Consider the following 15793-nt stretch of genomic DNA (forward strand, 5'->3'; position numbering starts at 1 on the left):
CTCTCCAGGTTAGCTTTCATGCCTTTCGATCGCATCCCCGATTTTAAGCAGGGTATCCTCCGCAATTTCATCGCTGGAAAACCAGCACACCCCGTGGTCCAGGCAGTCCGGCCACACCGTTCCCAGAAATGCGCCATCATTGTAGATCCTGTACTGGTGCTTGTCTTCCTGGGGGGATTCCGGTTCTACGCGAAGGGTCTGCGACTCTCCCTGCAAGGTTACTCTGACCTCGAAGGGCTCCATGATATTTTCTTCCATATGCTTTGGTAAAACTAATGATTTATTTCCTTTTAACCGGCCTGCAACCTACCGATCCTAACTCTAAATACAGATCGTTTGATCTATAAAACCGATCGGGCAAAAAACATTACCCGGAATTGAACAGGTCCGGTGGCGGATTATTCGGACCGCCGGCCTTTGGCTTTTTCCTGCCTGTATTTTTATAGATTCTTTTCGAAACATCCGCAGGCGGCATCGCTTCACCGAAAAGGTTGCCCGTACGCGGCTCGTCGGGCACTTCGTTCAGCAGTTCCATCGATTTGTTCCATTTCTCCTTGGTGGAGACAGGCAGCACCTGTTTGCTGACACGGTAACGGTTCATCAGCCGGTCCGGATAGGGTACGCAAAGGGCCAGCAGCTGTTCAACGGTCGGTTTTCTGCGCAGCACAAAATCCTCGTCCGCTTTGCTCAAAATCACCGGCATGCGGTCATAGGGGTGGATTTCCCCAACGGTCTTGTTAGCCTTGCAGGTAAAGATCGCATAGCGTCTCTGGGTTTCCCCTGGAACCGTACTTGGCACTTCGGTCCACAGGCCCAGAAAAGCGAACACCTTTCGCTCGGTAACAAAACGCCATGGCCTTTTGTCCTCCCTTGTCAGCTCCTCTGATTCGTAAAAACCGTCGGCAAGGATAATACAGAAGTTCCCTGCATCCAGCAGCTTTTTGAAGTTGGGCGTCTGCATAACGTCTTCGCTTCGGATGTTGAAAGAGGCAAAGGACTTGTCGATTCCCCAGAACATGCGCTGCACGACCGATGGCTCTTCTGTAGTCACCACATAGCCAATATCGGTCACCGCAATATTGGGGTCGGCGACATAAGGCCCCTGGATGGTATAGTTGCCCTGCTTGATCAGTTCCTTTTCCTCTGCCGTAAGGGTATATCTTGCGCACATCAGCCTACCGGTTTAACTATAGCAAAAAAAACATTGCGCTCCAGGGGCAGCTGCTCCGGCCCATAAGATGCCGCGACAAGCTTAGGGCTATTCATCGCAAGCTCCTCCTGAATCCTTGATCTGCTCAGCGACCTGCGTTACGATCTGGTAAAGTACCGCACGGAGCATATCGTTGGATGCGGTCCATAAGCTCCCGTCCGTGAAATCCGGATGCGGAGGCTCGCCTTCCATATCCCCTTCGGCGCCCTGCGCATCGGCTTCCCTCATCCACATGTAACCTACGGTATTGAAATCATCGTCGAAAACCGTAAAGTTACCGGTAGCTCCCTGCACATCCACCACGAACAGGCTCTGCATCCTTCCGCCGAGCTTTGCGTCCACCAGGTACCCAAGTCCCTGATTGTAGGATATGATGTTCACCAGCTGGTTGCTGCGTCCGATGCGGAATCCATAACCAGTCTCCCTGTTACCGTAGGCCTCTATATAAGATTTTACAAACTGGTCGAAGGCCTTCATAAAAGGGGCGTCCTTCGTTTCTTCCGCAATGGTCACCCAGAAGAATTCGTTTCCTGTGGTTGCCGAGCAGGCGGTAATTTCCGGGAAGTTTGCCTTCAGCCTTTGGCAAAGCAGGTCCATCGGCGCTACATCTATCTGTTGCATACTCATCATTCTATATCCTAAATTAACATTTTTTTTCCTGCCCTGTTTCATCCTTTTTTATTTTGCCTTTACCACGATCACGTCCGAAATCCTGGTGGTGAACTTCCGGGAGAGGAACTGCTGCCGCATGAACCATTTTTTTTCATAGCCCATCACCGCGTAGCGCACCTTATCCTTACCGTAGGCGGCGTTCATACTGTCCACTGCTGCCAGTGCGTTTTTCATTTTCTGCCTTTTTTCGTCGCCCAGCTGATCGAACATGGATGCCTGCACCTGCGATGCAGGTTTGAGGCCCTTGAGCTCCACGCCCACTTTCTGGTAACGGTATCCCCGAACGAAAAAACGCCTTAGCGCCGAAAGCGCATTGGAGATCAGCACCGCCGTATCATCGGTGGCCATATCCAGCTTGACCTCCAGTCCGGCACTGTATCGGTCGCTCACCACCGCAAACCTTGAGGTGTGGGCAAAAACGAACAGCTTCGAACAGACCGAGCCCTGCGACCTGAGCTTCAGCGCCGCATTGGCCACATAGGTCGCCAGCGCCTCCTCCATCGGCAACAGTTCGGTCTCAAAGCCCCCGAAGCTCCTTGCCGTGCAAATCCCTTCCTTGTCCGCCCGGACATATTCCATAGGGATGCAGCGCTGGCCACGAAGCTCACGATAGGTCCTTCGTCCCTGTATGGTCATCGTTTTCAGCACGTAATCCTCCGGCAGACGGATAAAATCGTAGGCCGTATATATCCCTTCCCGCATCAGTTTGACCGCATAGGCAGGTCCGATTCCCCAAACCTGGTCCACCTCGGTATCTTTCAGCGCTTGGTAGATCTTTTCGGCGCTATCCATCAGAAACACACCGGTGGTACGCCCCTGCTTTTTGGCCAGCTTGTTGGCTATCTTTGCAAGCGTCCGCGTTGGCCCTATGCCGATGCATACCGGAACCCCGGTCCATTTCAGGATCCTTTCCCGCAGGGCGACCGCTTCGCTTTCCAGATCCGCGTACTTGTGCCCCGTAAGGTCGCAGAAGCATTCGTCGATCGAATAGATCTCCTGGTCGGGAAAGCTCCTTGCCACTATTGCCGTAATCCGGCGCATCATGTCCTGGTAAAGGGTATAGTTGGAGGAACGCCACCAAATCTTTCCCGCCTGCTGCAGTTCGCGCATCATAAAATAGGGCGTGCCCATCTTTATGTCCAGTTCCTGCTTCGCCTCGTCCGAACGGGAAATCGCGCAGCCGTCATTGTTCGACAGCACGCATCCGGCGCGGCCGTTGAGCTCGGGCTGGAATACCCGTTCAGCGCTGACGTAGAAATTGTTCGAATCGATTAATGCGAGCACTGTTCCTCCTCCTTTGGTTGTAGATCGTATGCGGCACGACCCCCCAGATAGAGAAGGTAGTGGTTTCGTTCAGTTCTATTGGCCTATAATGCTTGTTGTCGGGCATCAGAAAAACACGGTTGCCGTCCCTGAAGTACGAACGCAGCACAAATTCCCCGTTCAGCTCGCCCACCACCACGTCACCGTTCTGCTGGTCCAGCGAACGGTCCACCACCAGCATATCATCTGGAAATATTCCCGAACCGATCATGCAGTCGCCCTCGACCCTGGCAAAAAACGTGGCTTCGGGATATTTGGAAACGTAGTCGTTCAGGTCGATCCTGGATTCCTCGTAATCGGCCGCAGGGCTTTCAAAACCGGCATGAACCCTTTCGTTGAACAGCGGTATGAGGGTTTGCGCCTCCCCCTTGGCGTAAAGTGTGAGCTCTTTCATAATCCATAAGTTTAAACAGCTACAAATTTATACTAATAATATTAGTATAAATACAATAAAATACTAACATTTTTAGTTTTGAAATCAAATATTCCATATTTGTGTAAAATAATAGGCTTTTAACGACAGCAGTCAAGAACTAGCGCTAGTATCTGCAAACTACACTAAGAAAATGCTAATATTTGGGGTAACTCCCGTCGAAACAAGCAAATGCAACGTTAACGGATAATGCTTGAGAATTGTTGTAGAATAATAGGTTTATAGGTGGTAGAAAATCAATTAATTCTCACCTTGTACTAGGTATTTTTCGACGGCACTTGGGAATGCATCGATTATTTTCCCATCACCAGTTCTTTTGATGGACGTTCCATCCCCATCAATCTCCTTATGTACCGCATATGGTGTATCATTAAAAACAATCAAATCTAGAACCGCTGATTATGCTGCGCTAAGTGCTCTATGATTTATGCCGTTCAAACCAATTTTTGGAAGATTTAAAAATTTTAGCTCACATTCATGATCCACTTGGTCGTAAGAAGTATGGGTTAGGTGTTCAGGATATAAAGGAAAACCTGTCTGGAGGGTAACTATACCACACGAGAGTTAGAGCATTATAATTAATTGGGGCAAGGGTGGCAACGCAGGGTGAATTGAATCCGCTCCAGGGCCTAAATCCACTTTAGCCATCATTGTTTATTATCACTATCCTCACCTAACAATCCTCTGATCGTATAAAGGATTTTTTCTAGATCGAATGGTTTTTTAAAGAATCCATTGCAGTATTCCGAAGGTAATTCGGCTTGCCCTGATGCCGTCCCAGCGGTCATCAATATGATCTTAAGCTCTGAATATCTTTGTTCATTTTTCAACTCCTTTGCGATATCCCTGCCATCGCTATCGCCCAAGTGGACATCAATGATCGCAAGATCGGGGCGATAGGAGTCTAGTTCCATTAGGAGTTCTCCCCGGCTGGAAACTATCTTTGTGTCGAAACCTTCCCAGATTAACAATATTTCCAAAACTTCGGCATTGTCGTAATAATCATCTGCAATGAGTATTCTCCGCATAATTCAAATTAAGTCATTATTTTTTGTAAATATAAAAAATAGTCTTCATCACCTTAGCAAACCGGACGATCACGCGGTTAAAACCGTTTTTATCAATAAAAACCAATGCCACCGAGAGCTCAAAGCATTAATTCGCTCTAAAGGAATACTGAATGGGTTCCACCCTATAACGTCTACAAAAATCGGCACTCAAAGCTTCTCCTTGAATATTGCGCAGTTCAGCTTTCATAGTGGAACGACTCGGCACGAAAATAATATTTGTAATTCCTTATCGGGTCATCACGATAGCTAAAGTTTTCACATTCCTTTTTGAATCCGCGCCCTCGCAAAGTTATCCAACAATCACAGTTCAGTTTGCTCGATAAAATGGCAACAAGACGTCGGAAAATAGCTATCTACTTTTGTTCCCCATATACACTACCCACCCCATATTGCTATCATGTCGAAACCAAATGCCGGCTAATCAACCTTTCTTAAAAAAGGTAAAGTGAACCAAAAAGTACTACCCTTTCCAAGTTCGCTTTTAACGCCGATCTCACCACCGTGTCTTTTTATGATTTCGGCGCTTATGTACAAGCCGAGTCCCAGTCCCGAATACTGGGCGCCCCCATGGTCTACCCGGTAATACCTGTCGAAAATTTTGTCCAACTTGTCTTGTGGAATTCCCGGCCCGGTATCCCGCACCGATAACTTAACATTTTGGTTTAGTTTTTCAACCTCCAGATAGATCGTTCTCTGTTCTGGAGCGTATTTGGCAGCATTGTTCACTAAATTGACAACTACCTGATCTATCCTTGCATGGTCAGCCCATATCCGGAGTTCCAAATCACCAGTGAGGACTAGATCATGCTTGCCGCCCAATCGGATATGCTGGCAAGACTGTTCCAGCATATCACATATCCTAAATTCGGAATAGTTTAGATGAAGCTGACCTGCATTAGTTCTTGTTGTATTAAGAAGGTCATCAATTAGATCGGTGATTTTTTCCACGCTCACGATAGCCTGGTCGATCAACTTGGGAACAATTGGGTGAGCCAAATCATTTCTTTTGCGTTCCAATATCTGCAGTGACCCTTTCAAGGTCGTCACGGGTGTCTTGAGCTCGTGACTGGCTATACTCAGAAAATCATCTTTCCGCTGCTCCTCTGTCTTTCTTTGCGTGATATCCTGAACTACGCCAGAAAAATTTCTTCTCTCCCCCAAACCACCATAAGTTTTACCCGTGGCATGAACCCATCGCACCTGCCCAATGCTTGATCCCCTGATGGGATATTCCATACTGAAATGTTCGCCGGTATTTATGGCCCTTTCTATACGGTCTACAACATCTATTCTGTGGCTTTCCAAAATCCTGTCCGTAGCATCAGCCAGTTCTAGCCTTCGATCCGTAGGAAGTCCGAAAATCTTCCGAAGCTTTGCTGACATCCGGAATTCCCTTGAATCCACATCTATGAACCAAGTGCCCAAGGCTGCCGAATCTATAGCTAGCCTTAAACGAGATTCCGTTTCCTCAATCTTTTTTCTGGAGCGAACCTTGTCGGTGACGTCAAACACTGTCGATATTACCCCTATGCGTCGGCCTTTGGCGTCTTCAAGGGGCTGGCAGAAATAGTCTATATAAAAGGATCTGTCTCCCCCTTTTCTATCCTTGTACACTACACGGGCCTCGCGTTGCATGAATGGCGTTCCGCTTTGCAGGACCTCTTTCCAAAGCCGTGGATATTGCTGTCCCTGCAATTCTGGAAATACCTCCAGCATCGTTCTGCCTACAACTTCCTCTGCTGTCCTGTCCCACAGCCTCAGTAGCGCGGAATTTGTTGTCGCGATCCGATGTTCCTTTCCCAGCAAGGCCACTACTGGAACAGGCAGCTCGCTAAGGATCCTGCCTAGTCTGTTCTCGCTCTGCATGAGCTCTTCGTGCTTATCGGTTAGTCGCTCCTGAGACTCATGCAATTCTTGATTGATAGCATTTAGCTTCTCGTTGAGTTGCTGAACCCTCAGCCTGCTTGTAACCTGCTCGGTCACCATTTGTGCAGTCAGCATAATGCCATTGACCTTGCCATCCGATCCTGTCAAAGGCTGGTATACGAAATTGGAATAAACCTCCTCCACCTTACCATTATGCTCCATCAACGCTTTCGCTTCATAAACGTAATAAGGTCGTCCAGTGACGTAGACATCGTCTAGTATACTTAAATAATCCTGTCCAGGGAGCTCGGGAAGGGCCAGTCGGAGTGGCTTGCCGATCACATCCACGGTTTTACCCCAGGCTTCAAGCACCTTTTTGTTTGCCGATTCCACAACCAGTTCGCGTCCGCTAAGCACAGCTATCGCGATCGGCGCATCAGCCAATAGGTATCGTAAACGGCTTTCGGACGTGGAGAGTGCCAAAGTTCGGGACTGTATGTGGCCTTGCAGCTCTCTGTTCATTCCCTCCAAACGCATCTTGAGTGATTCGAGCTCCTCGTTTGCCGCTAAGAGTTGCGCATTTGTCGCAGACAGCTTTTCGTTGACCATTAGTTGATTCTGAATCATATGCTCCCGCTCTTTAGCACGCTCCAACTCTATGAGCCCATTTACCTTATCGGTCACATCGGTAGCAGTGTGCAGCAGAGCATATACTTTTCCCTGATCGTCTTTTACCGCCCGATAAGCATAGTCAAAATAGAAAAGCTTTAGCCTGCCCTGGTACATAAGTTTAGCAGGGATAGCCTCTCCGACATCATCAACGCCGGTTTCCCATACTGTCTTTAACATAGCTATGAAGGGCTGGCCTTCCAGCTCAGGAATTGCGTCGCTAAGGGCCATGCCAATGACCTGCGGGCACTTTCCCCATGCTGTAAGCATCGCCGAATTGGCGAACTCTATGAATATATCCTTTCCCGAATAAATGGCAGTTGCCATCTCCACCTTTTCTAGAATGTCAAGTTTGGCCGCAGCGTTGAGCCTTTTCGAGTGTTCCATCAGAAAGCGCTTTTGTTTTTCGGGTAACTTACTGGCAAACATAGCTCACCTCGATGCTGGTCACCAGTAATGGCGTACCGCGCCTGATTTACCTCCGGTACAGGGCGTACAGTTTGCTGGATTTGTTCGCCGTCCTCAAGGACGTAGATAAGTTTTGTCATTATACCTAATATTTGGCCTCTGAATGATCAAGCTTAAACGCTTCCATGATCAATTTGTTTATAAAAAAGTATTGTAGTAGCTACAAAGCTATACCATATTAGAAACAGTAGTTCCACTATTCTGCTTGACGCTATAAAAAAATGTCGCGTTTCCGTAACAGCAACGGAAATTACTAATATATTTTGAAGTTGCCAACAAAGTAATTTGTGCCATATTTATGAGACTACCATCTGTTTCCGGATTGTTCCATTGTTGGCCGCTACATATCCCGGACGACAACTCTTAGAGCACGGATTGGTCCCTACGATATTGAAAGAGGTTTCCATATGTCCCCTTAATTTCGTACATTCTTTTCCTTTTTTGACAAGCGTGCTGAAATGGTAAATTGCCTGCATTTGCGGGCATTCCGCGCTGAGGTCCATCCCTACTTCATGTCTAATTAATCATCCTAGTAACCCTAGCATACCGGATCCGCAGATCCAGTATTCGATTCCGCTCAACTATAGGATGATTGTAAAGACGGTCCCTTTTCCTACTTCGCTTTCAACTGCAATCGTTCCATTCAGGGATTCGATCTGCGTTTTGGTCATGTACAGCCCGAGTCCTTGCCCATCCCTGTTGCTATGAAGTCTGCCGTAAAGTGAGAAGATCCTATCTTTATGTGCTTCAAGATTAATGCCCGTGCCATTATCGGTGACAATAACAACAGTCCGATTGTCCCGCTTCGATACGTCAATCTTCACGATTGGCCTCCGGTGCTCGCATCGGTATTTGATCGCATTGCTTACCAAATTGTACAGCGAGCTCTGAACATAGCTTTTAATAGTGTTGAGCTCATCGGCCCGTTGATCAATTACCACGTGAAGCTCGGTTTTCGTTTCCTCAATTTCCCGTTTCAGGTTGATGGATATGTTGTAAACGACATCCCTGATACTAAAAATCTGTTTTTTCTCTTCAAGCGTGGCCCGTACCGAAAGCACATTGTTCAGATCCCTAAGCAGATTGTCCATCGATCGGGCTGCCTGCAGGATATATTTACATGTCTGGGACGATTCCTCCGGCATTGGCTGTCCGCTCAACAGTTCTGCTAGTCCCAGGATACTTGCCACCGGGGAACGCAGATTGTGCGATACGATATGGCTGGAACTGCATCAACTCGTCATGCCTTCTGCCCAATTCCAAAAGTAGCCGCTCCTGCTCAAGCTCGGCAGTCCTTAGCCCGGATATGTGCAGACGCATAGAATTCCTTTATCCACCCCGTATCGTCCATTATAGGAACAAGATAGTCTTCCAGCCACACGTATTCGTCCCTGTGCTTGTGTTTGAATCTATAAACCCTTTTTCCGGGTATTTTTGACCTGAACATTTCACGGGTGGTATCCCGCATTTGAATCAGGTCATCGGGATGAATCGCCTTGATCCATATATGGGCATCGTTCCGAACATCTTCCACCGAATAGCCAATTATATCTTCTACATGGGGGCTTCCCCGATCAACCGGAACGAATCTCCGGTTAGCCAGTCAACAGTAAGTTGATTTCCGGGACTCTATTCTATCGATGTGCTACGGCTGATCGGGTTTTCCTTTGGATTGCGAATAAATCTTTAGGAATTTTTTCAGGTGCAGCCGTGCATGGTGAATCCTGGTTTTTACCGTTCCAATGGGCAAATCAAACTCCTCGGCAATCTCATGGTACTTGTAGCCCTCAAAATAGCGCATAAATGGATCATAAAGGTTATCTGGCAAAGCCTTTAGAGCCTTTGCAATATCCTCGTTGATAAACTTAAGCTCCCCGTTGTTCCTGCTACAACTGAAGGCCAGCTGCTGCGAGGAAAGTTCCTCCTCCACACTGACTACACGCTGTACACGTGTATTTCTTCTATAGTTGTTTATAAAGGTATTCTTCATTATCGTGAACAGCCAGGCCCTAAAATTTGTTTCCGGCTTGAACTTGTCGTAGTATCTATAGGCTTTTAATAGGGTATCCTGGACCAGATCGGCTGCGCTATCCTCGTCATGTGTGAAATTAAGCGCATAGGCCTTCAATTTTGAATGGTACGGGCCAATAAGGCTTTCGAAGTTCAATGTCTTGTTGATTGTCTCCATTGCATCAAATTAAGTTAAACCACAATTTGAGTAATCCTCCCCGGCATCTTACCAGTAAGTATTATGCAAAACAAACAATTCTAAACCGGCAAAGGTTGGACGGCAAAACAAAATCCGTATATCACGCACTGATGCAAGCGAGAATTACGTTGCAACAGACACTAGGGTTCGGTTTTTGTACTAACCCCGGCAGTGTTCTGCATGCCCGTGAAAGAATTTGCTGAACCTGTTGGCTTCCACACCGTTACAAACAAGTTACTTTCCTATTCTTCCGGCACTGCGCCTATTCAGATCGATAGCCAGGACTGCTGGCTCATGTTAATTTCTCCTGACGCTAAATTAACCGCCTTGAATTTGGCTTCAGGGTTTTGGTCTAAAATGATTTAAGTACGGCAATGCTCCTATCGCTGACGCAAAGCGAATCCGAGGCAAGATAATGCCCCCCAGGCAGCCTGTCGCATGTAGTAAGCACCAGTTCCCATTTCAATCCGTGGTTCTGATGGGGAAGATGAAAATCCAGCGGACCGCTATGGGCATTAAAAATCAGGTAAAATCTGCTGTCGGCCAGCCTGTCCGCTACCGCGAAATATGGTTTCGCCGTATCCCCACTGAGAAACACTCCTAACGAGCGGGCAAAGTCCTTGTCCCAATTATGGTCTTCCATTTCGGTCCCATCGGGCTGGAACCACTGAATGTCCTTCACGCCAAGTCCCCTTATCGGTTCCCCCCGGAACCACTTTTTCCTGGAAAAGACCGGATGCTGCTTCCGTAGCGATATTAGTGTTTTTACAAATGCAAAAAGCTCCAGGTCAGCATCCGCCCAGTTCAGCCAGGAAATCTCGTTGTCCTGGCAATATGCATTATTGCTACCTCCTTGGCTACGGCCGAGCTCATCCCCGGAAAGTAGCATGGGCACACCCTGGGAGAGTATCAGCGTTGCCAGCAGGTTCCTTTTCTATCGTTTCCTGAGTCGGACGATGTCCGGATCTGATGTTTCCCCCTCCACCCCATAATTAGAGGAACGGTTGTAAGATTCGCCGTCGCCATTGTCCTCTCCGTTCGCCTGGTTATGCTTTTGGCCGTAGCTCACCAAATCATGCAATGTAAAACCGTCGTGGGCAGTAATCAGGTTAATGCTTGCAAAAGGAGTCCGGTTGCTGTCGCTGTAAAGGTCCGGGCTTCCGGTAATTCTGGATGCAAATTCGCTCATCATGCTATCCTCCCCTCGCCAAAAGTCCCGAACGCAGTCCCTGTACCTGCCGTTCCACTCCGCCCATTCTGCGGGAAATTCCCGACCTGGTATCCGCCCTCTCCCAGATCCCAAGGCTCTGCGATGAATTTAACCTGTGATATGATCGGATCCTGGTGCATAATGCTGAAAAATGAGCCCAGCATGTTCACCTCTTCCAGTCCCCTGGCCAAGGCGGAGGCAAGGTCAAAGCGGAAACCGTCCACATGCATCTTGGTAATCCAGTAGCGCAGGCTATCCATTATCAGCCTAAGCACGGGAGGAAAGTGCGCGTTCAGGGTATTTCCCGTACCTGTGAAATCCATATAATAGCGCCTGTCCTCGCAGAGCCTGTAATATTCCTGGTTGTCGGCGCCCTTGAAACAGAGCGTTGGGCCAAGGTGGTTACCCTCCGCTGTGTGGTTATAGACCACGTCCAGAATAACCTCGATACCGGCCCTGTGCAAGGCTTTGACCATACCCTTGAATTCTGCGACCTGACCGCCCTCCTTGCTCCCCGAGGCATACCTGCAGTCCGGAGCAAAAAAACCGATAGTGTTATAGCCCCAATAATTGGTGAGGCCTTTTTCTACGAGGTGGCGGTTGTTTACAAAATGCTGGACGGGCATCAGCTCAATTGCCGTTATGCCGGGCGACTTGAGATGGTCCACAATTATGGGATGGGCTATTCCGGCGTACGTACACCTAAGATCTTCGGGCAAACCGGGGTGCCGAAAAGTCAGTCCTTTTACATGCGCCTCGTAAATAATACTTTCAGGTAGGGAATTCTTGGTTGCCTTACCCCTTCCCAGTCATAACTGGAATCTATCACTATGCTCCCTGGGAGAAACGGCGCACTATCCAGCAGACTATACGACAGGTCGTTTTCTCCGATCACATAGCCAAATAGCGCATCGTGCCATTGGATCCTTCCGGAAATGGCTTTTGCATAGGGGTCAATGAGAAGTTTGTTGGGATTGAATCGGGAACCGTTCTCAGGTTCATGCAGTCCCCAAACCCGTTAGCTATAGCGTTGTAAGGCGTCCAATCCGGGTATGAATACATGCCAGATCTGCCTTGTGCGTTCCAGCACTTCCACTGTACCGGTATGCAAGTCCCCTGTATCGTACAAATGCAGCTCAACCCTTGTCGCATTTGCGGAATAAAATGCAAAGTTTACCCCCCCATTTTCTAGTGTTGCTCCAAGGGGATAGGGCTTTCCAGCTTGCGGTCTATAGTTGGCCTGGTGTTTCATAGCGTCTTTTTTTTTCGATTTTGATCACATTTACCAAGATTAACTTTTGCTTGTCAGTAGTGAAATCAAGTAACCGGTATCTCCTAAGCACAACACAAACAGGTTTTTGTTTCAAAAAGAATTACGATGGCCCGACTTCTCAACCTTGAGATGTACGCCTAAACTGATCATAATACGAACGCATCAGCCGCATGCCACGTCGGCGTACCTTTTGGCTGTCCGACAGAAATACGCAAATACTAGCGGACTTATACCCAATTACATCCTGGCGAAAACCAAACTTTGGCCTCACGGGTTGCATATAAAAGGTATTCGATGAAGAAAGCAGAATCAGATAAGTTTAGGATATCCCTGAAGAAAAAAACCGGAGCAAGCGCAAAAGACTCAAGTTAGCTGTTCAGTCTATCGGAAGTATCGAACACCAATGTAAAAGCTTGCATTACCGCTCATTTGCAACATTCATAAATCATTATACATGGAAACGCTAGAACATACTCCTTCAAAAAAAATGCAGGCAGGCACCTTGCCTATCAGGCATCGGTACGGTGCCGTCAGCACCAAAACCAAAGCAACCGCAGGCCAGAAAAACGATGCAAAGATCCAGCACATCGTCTACAGTTACCCAAAGAACGGACTTGCCGGTCTGCTTTAGGAAAGCTTAGGTCATGAGGTTATTTGCAGAATGGTCCCTTGGGCCATTCTGCTTTCGTGCCCAACGTTGGTCTGCGCAGTAAGCACTGCGCTGGAAAGGCATTGCCTATGGCCGGTTAAAACAGCTGCTAATCCTTCCACAAGCACACTTATAACCCTACAGCCGCATCCGACCAAACGTGACCAAGTCAAAACTATTTTGGTTCGCCGGGGTTTGAAAGCTAGGAACAAACGAACAACAATGGAAAAAGATAAGGAGAACATTGTCATCATCGGTGGCGGATTCGCCGGGATACAGCTTTCGAAATCACTTCTTAAGCAGAATAAAGAGATAAATGTCACACTGGTGGATAAGAATAACTATAATTTCTTTCCCCCGTTAATCTATCAGGTAGCTACAGGCTTTCTCGATGTTTCAAATATCAGCTATCCATTCAGAAAGTACTTTGGCAAATTCTCCAATTTCTCGTTCAGAATGGGTGAGCTGCGAGAGATTGTTCACGAGCAAAACCTGGTAGTGCTTAATAATGGCGAGCTTCCTTATTCCAAGCTCATTATCGCTACGGGAACTACAAGCAATTATTTCGGCAACGAAAACATCAAAAAAAATTCTTTGCCGATGAAGACCATAAGCGATGCGCTGCTGCTCAAGAACACAATACTTGAGCGGTTCGAAGAGGCTTCAAGGACTACCGACCTGAACATGAGGAGGAAGCTTACCAACATTGTTATTGCAGGTGGCGGACCTACGGGCGTTGAAATAGCTGGAATGTTGAGCGAGCTTAAAAAAAACGTTTTCTTCAGGGAGTTCCCAGCCCTGCGGGACCTTCCGCTTGACATCCATCTTATTGATGGGTTGCCGACGCTTCTCTCCCCGATGAGCGAAAACTCGCAGCGTTATGCCGAAAAGTAGCTGAGGAACATGGGCGTAAAGATAAGGCTTGGACACCTGGTAAAGGATTACCTTGATGACACCGTTATACTGGCCGACGGTTCGGTGATCCCAGCCAAGACACTTATTAGGACTGCCGGCGTGACCGGCATGACGTTTGCCGGACTTGAACCGGACGACTATGGAAAGGGAAAACGACTTTTTGTGGATCCGTTCAACAGGCTCTATCGTTACAGTAACATCTATGTCATCGGCGATACCTGCATTACTACCGCCGACCCTGGATTTCCTTACGGACATCCGCAGCTGGCCCAGGTTGCCATGCAGCAGGGAAGCCGATTGGCAAAGAACCTGCTGCTTATCAACAACGGGGAAAAACCTGCACCATTTATATATAAGGACAAAGGCTCTATGGCAATCATAAGCAGGAACAAGGCTGTAGCCGATTTGCCGGGAACGGTAAGGAACTTGGACGGTTTTGTTGCTTGGCTTGCCTGGATATTTGTCCACCTGATGTCCCTTATCAACATACGTAACAAACTGACTACCTTCCTTAACTGGCTGCAGGCCTATTTTACCAAAGACCAGCCTTTGAGAATGATCGTAAAACCCGGCAAGGCTGCTAGTCACGGCGAATAGTAATTAGCCCTCGGAGGGCAGACTCCAATACCGCAAGTCCCATTGTTTAGTAATTGACCAGAATGCAGGCATCCCTATCACCTGTGTTCTGCATCGACCGCGATCGTTCCGCCCATTTCAACTTTTCCAAAACCATAAGTTGTTAGGGGTGTTGGAAAACCGAATCGGCAACACTGAAAACACATGAGCGAAAAAACTTCAGACTACATCAGCACCTGCGCGGAACTACTCATTGCAAAAGGGCTTACCCTTGCCTTCGCCGAAAGCGCTACCTGCGGAAGAATCGCCGCGGATTTTTCACTGGCAAGTGATGCAGGAAAGTTTTTGATGGGAGGACTTGGCTGCTACAACGCATTTATCAAGGAAAACCTTTTGGATGTAGACCCTCAGCTGATCAAACAATTTACCCCGGAATCCCCGGAGGTGACCTTGGCCATTACCCAAGGGCTGGGCAAACTTTTCCAGGCCGATCTGCTCATTGGATGCACCGGACTTACCTGTCCGGGAGGCAGCGAGACAAGGGACAAGCCAGTGGGCACCATGTTCATTCACGGGATCCATAACGGGCAGACAATATTCCAGGACCGTTCCAACTACGCAGGGGATCAACACGATATCATTGAAGGCACCATTAACCGTACGGCCTTTCTGCTTCAGGAGTACCTTAAAAAAAGCCAGGTGAGCAACAGTTTTAAGGTGGGGAAATCACTATCTGAATTGGATAACATACTACCAGGTGCCGAAAACAGTTTACCTTGTCGATAAAGATCCGGCAGTAATCGAATTGATCAGTCTTATGCACAAAGACAAAAGATACCGTACTTTCATCGCCGCTAAGCCTTTTAGGATTTGTGAGGTCCGGAGCGTGGTACCAGAACTGATTCTTTTGCATAATGGGCTGGACGATATGGACCTGGAGATTTGCTCGAAGTTAAAAGAAGACACTGAAACTTCAAAGATAACGGAAATCATGAGTTCTACCCGCAATAACCTGCCCGAACTTAGCAGGATGCCGGTGCGGAAGCATATATCTTGAAACGGTTCAATCTAGAGGATTTTTGCTCACTCACCCGGTCAACATTGTCCTATGCAGAAGAAGGCTAAAGATAGATATTCGTTGGGACCACCAACGGTTCAATCCCATAGTCATTTGACACCCGCATCACCACTGTAACTAGTTCGCAAATACTACATCGCATAATGTATCCCTATATGCAGGAGGGAGAAGC

The 15793-nt window shown here is 47.8% G+C and carries 16 protein-coding genes and 1 pseudogene; 4 read left to right on the plus strand and 13 right to left on the minus strand.

Features of this window, described 5'->3' with window-relative positions:
• Positions 1-9: 9 nt before the first annotated feature.
• From DUT69_RS10935 to DUT69_RS19450, 13 genes are all read right to left on the minus strand, one after another.
• Complete coding sequence (locus DUT69_RS10935; RefSeq protein WP_113653253.1) at positions 10-258, minus strand: hypothetical protein; 249 nt, start codon at positions 256-258, stop codon at positions 10-12.
• 109 nt (positions 259-367) lie between these two features.
• Positions 368-1171 (minus strand): SOS response-associated peptidase, encoded by an 804-nt coding sequence (locus DUT69_RS10940; RefSeq protein WP_113653254.1) that lies wholly within the window; start codon positions 1169-1171, stop codon positions 368-370.
• A gap of 87 nt (positions 1172-1258) precedes the next feature.
• Entirely contained in the window at positions 1259-1831 is a 573-nt protein-coding gene (locus tag DUT69_RS10945; protein ID WP_162796285.1) for a hypothetical protein, read from the minus strand.
• A gap of 57 nt (positions 1832-1888) precedes the next feature.
• Entirely contained in the window at positions 1889-3166 is a 1278-nt protein-coding gene (locus DUT69_RS10950) for a Y-family DNA polymerase (RefSeq protein ID WP_113653256.1), read from the minus strand.
• A complete protein-coding gene (locus tag DUT69_RS10955) occupies positions 3123-3599 on the minus strand; it encodes a LexA family protein (protein ID WP_113653257.1) in 477 nt (158 codons plus the stop codon). Before DUT69_RS10955 ends, DUT69_RS10950 begins: the two co-directional genes overlap by 44 nt.
• Before the next feature lie 686 nt (positions 3600-4285).
• The gene (locus tag DUT69_RS10960) at positions 4286-4666 is read right to left on the minus strand and encodes a response regulator (RefSeq protein ID WP_113653258.1); all 381 of its coding nucleotides are present in this window, start codon (positions 4664-4666) and stop codon (positions 4286-4288) included.
• A gap of 459 nt (positions 4667-5125) precedes the next feature.
• On the minus strand, positions 5126-7630 hold the full coding sequence (locus DUT69_RS10965; protein ID WP_162796286.1) for a PAS domain-containing sensor histidine kinase: 2505 nt from the start codon (positions 7628-7630) through the stop codon (positions 5126-5128).
• A 662-nt stretch (positions 7631-8292) separates the two neighbouring features.
• A complete protein-coding gene (locus DUT69_RS10970; protein WP_317047214.1) occupies positions 8293-8928 on the minus strand; it encodes a sensor histidine kinase in 636 nt (211 codons plus the stop codon).
• 62 nt (positions 8929-8990) lie between these two features.
• Positions 8991-9314 (minus strand): PAS domain-containing protein, encoded by a 324-nt coding sequence (locus DUT69_RS19565; RefSeq protein ID WP_113653261.1) that lies wholly within the window; start codon positions 9312-9314, stop codon positions 8991-8993.
• A gap of 42 nt (positions 9315-9356) precedes the next feature.
• Positions 9357-9899 (minus strand): RNA polymerase sigma factor, encoded by a 543-nt coding sequence (locus DUT69_RS10980; protein WP_113653262.1) that lies wholly within the window; start codon positions 9897-9899, stop codon positions 9357-9359.
• Between the two features lie 373 nt (positions 9900-10272).
• Complete coding sequence (locus DUT69_RS19440) at positions 10273-10809, minus strand: hypothetical protein (RefSeq protein WP_394341256.1); 537 nt, start codon at positions 10807-10809, stop codon at positions 10273-10275.
• A 299-nt stretch (positions 10810-11108) separates the two neighbouring features.
• Positions 11109-11849: an alpha-amylase family glycosyl hydrolase gene (locus DUT69_RS19445; protein WP_240186704.1), complete on the minus strand. Its 741-nt coding sequence runs from the start codon at positions 11847-11849 to the stop codon at positions 11109-11111.
• 299 nt (positions 11850-12148) lie between these two features.
• Positions 12149-12382, minus strand: a complete 234-nt coding sequence (locus DUT69_RS19450; protein ID WP_240186705.1) for a hypothetical protein — start codon at positions 12380-12382, stop codon at positions 12149-12151.
• Positions 12383-12857: 475 nt separating this feature from the next.
• Here DUT69_RS19450 and DUT69_RS19265 point away from each other — a divergent pair, with 475 nt between their 5' ends.
• From DUT69_RS19265 to DUT69_RS11000, 4 genes and pseudogenes are all read left to right on the plus strand, one after another.
• On the plus strand, positions 12858-13034 hold the full coding sequence (locus DUT69_RS19265; RefSeq protein ID WP_162796288.1) for a hypothetical protein: 177 nt from the start codon (positions 12858-12860) through the stop codon (positions 13032-13034).
• A gap of 240 nt (positions 13035-13274) precedes the next feature.
• Positions 13275-14246: pseudogene (locus DUT69_RS19455) on the plus strand (NAD(P)/FAD-dependent oxidoreductase); the annotation flags it as partial.
• Between the two features lie 90 nt (positions 14247-14336).
• The gene (locus DUT69_RS19570) at positions 14337-14564 is read left to right on the plus strand and encodes a hypothetical protein (protein ID WP_394341257.1); all 228 of its coding nucleotides are present in this window, start codon (positions 14337-14339) and stop codon (positions 14562-14564) included.
• 183 nt (positions 14565-14747) lie between these two features.
• The gene (locus tag DUT69_RS11000) at positions 14748-15329 is read left to right on the plus strand and encodes a CinA family protein (protein WP_113653264.1); all 582 of its coding nucleotides are present in this window, start codon (positions 14748-14750) and stop codon (positions 15327-15329) included.
• Positions 15330-15793 lie beyond the last annotated feature (464 nt).

The organism is Pedobacter namyangjuensis (genome assembly GCF_003313325.1).
GTDB classification, from domain to species: domain Bacteria; phylum Bacteroidota; class Bacteroidia; order Sphingobacteriales; family Sphingobacteriaceae; genus Pedobacter; species Pedobacter namyangjuensis.